General features: G+C 60.4%; 1 protein-coding gene. It reads right to left on the bottom strand.

All coding sequences use genetic code 11. The features are described 5' to 3' along the window. Nucleotides 1-1766, bottom strand: a 1766-nt coding sequence (locus NWQ23_RS16290) for an efflux RND transporter permease subunit (RefSeq protein ID WP_306167448.1), incomplete at both ends; no start/stop codon positions are given.

Genomic DNA, 1766 nt, shown 5'->3' with positions numbered 1-1766 from the left:
TTCGACCATGACGCGCTGGACCAATGGCACGCCGCCGTTGGTGCCCGGCGTATAGCTGGCATCCATCTGGTCGATACCTGCCAGCACCGCATTGACGGCACCTTGCGTCTGAGCGGATTGCAATCCGGGGGTCATGGCTATCCTGATTTCCAGCGTGTCACCATCGGTTTCCGGAAAGCCAATGAGACGCACCTGACCAGAGGTGACCAGCCCAAGCGTCAGGATAAGGACCCCGCCGACCACGCCCAGCGTCGCATATCGCCAGCGGGTCAGGACGGTGACCAGCGGAACGACGCCGCGATCGCAAAAGGCGCCAAGCATGCGCGGTAGCAGCCGTTCCTGCCCAGGTCCGTTGCGTGCGGGGGCGTGCGACAGATGGTTTGGCAGGATCAGGAAAGCCTCGACCAGTGATGCCGCAAGGGTAATCAGCAGAACGACAGGGATCACCTGCAGGATCGTACCAATTTCGCCCGACAGGAACATCAATGGCCCAAAGACGCCGGCGGTTGTCAAAAAGGACGACACGACGCCGGCCATCACCTCTTGTGTCCCTTTCACGGCGGCCTCTCTCGGAGAAAATTTTTCGCGCCATTTGTCGATGTTTTCCGCGATGACGATGCTGTCGTCCATGATGATCCCGATCGACATCAGCAACGCCAGAACCGAGATCACGTTGATCGTCACGCCAAAGAGGTTCATCACGAAGAGCCCCAAGAGGAACGAGAATGGCAATGCCATCGAGATCCACAACGCGTCGCGCAACGAAAAGAACAGGCACATGATGACGAACACCAGCACCAGCGACTGCACCGCGTTCAGCAGCACCAGCGAGATCCGGTCAGAGATCACCTTTGTCCCGTCGTTGATGATCGAAAGCTCCAGCGCGCCACCGAACTGGGCCCGCAGGTCTGCCAGATAGGCATCGACAACTGCGAAGGCCTCGATCGCGTCATCCTCGGCGGATTTGGTCAGCACGATGATGGCAGCCTGTTTCCCGTCAATTTCAGACCGCAGCGCCGCGTCTGCCAAAACAAGAGAGACATCGGCGACATCTGACAGGCGAACAACGCCGCCTGTGCTGCCTTCGACAATGGTCAGATCATTCAGGTCCGCCACACTGCGCCGCGTGCCATCAATGCGCAGGCTGTAGTTTTCGACCTCGGTCTCGACCGTTCCCAGGGGCGAAGAGGACGCGCGCACCGCGATGGCATCCGCCACCTCGCGCGGGGACAGACCATAGCGCTGCAAGGCCATATCATCCAGATCGACCCTGTATTCCAGTGTCGAGATGCCCCGCACGGTCGCCGTTGCGACCCCGGGCAAGGCCGCCAGTTCGGTGGCCAGTTCGTCGGCATAGCCCACAAGGGCGGCATCCGATGCCAGACCCGAAACCGCCACAACCGCTATCTGTTCGGTCAGGCCCTGAACCGCGACGCTGGGGTCTTCTGCCTCTTCCGGCAGGTCCTTGATCGCCGAGACCTGCGAGAAGACATCGTTGAAGAACTGTGTGATGTCGCCATCTTCGACCATCGTCAGCGTTGCGGTGGCCTTGCCCGACACCGACTGGCACGTCATCTCTTCCAGACCCGTGATTGCCTGCAAACTATCGCCAAGCACAAGACAGATGTCCTGATCCACATCTTCGGCCGTGGCACCGGGGTAGGCGACGGTGACAGCCACGCGCGAGGACGCAAAGTCCGGGAATGTCTCTCGCTCCATCCCGCCAATCGCGTTCAGCCCCAGAAACAGGCCCGCGATCAGAAACA

Origin of the sequence: Yoonia sp. (assembly GCF_030731595.1) — a bacterium.
In the GTDB taxonomy this organism is placed as follows: domain Bacteria; phylum Pseudomonadota; class Alphaproteobacteria; order Rhodobacterales; family Rhodobacteraceae; genus Yoonia.
Note: the sequence above shows the minus strand (reverse complement) of the source record. Positions and strands in the feature narration are given on the sequence as shown.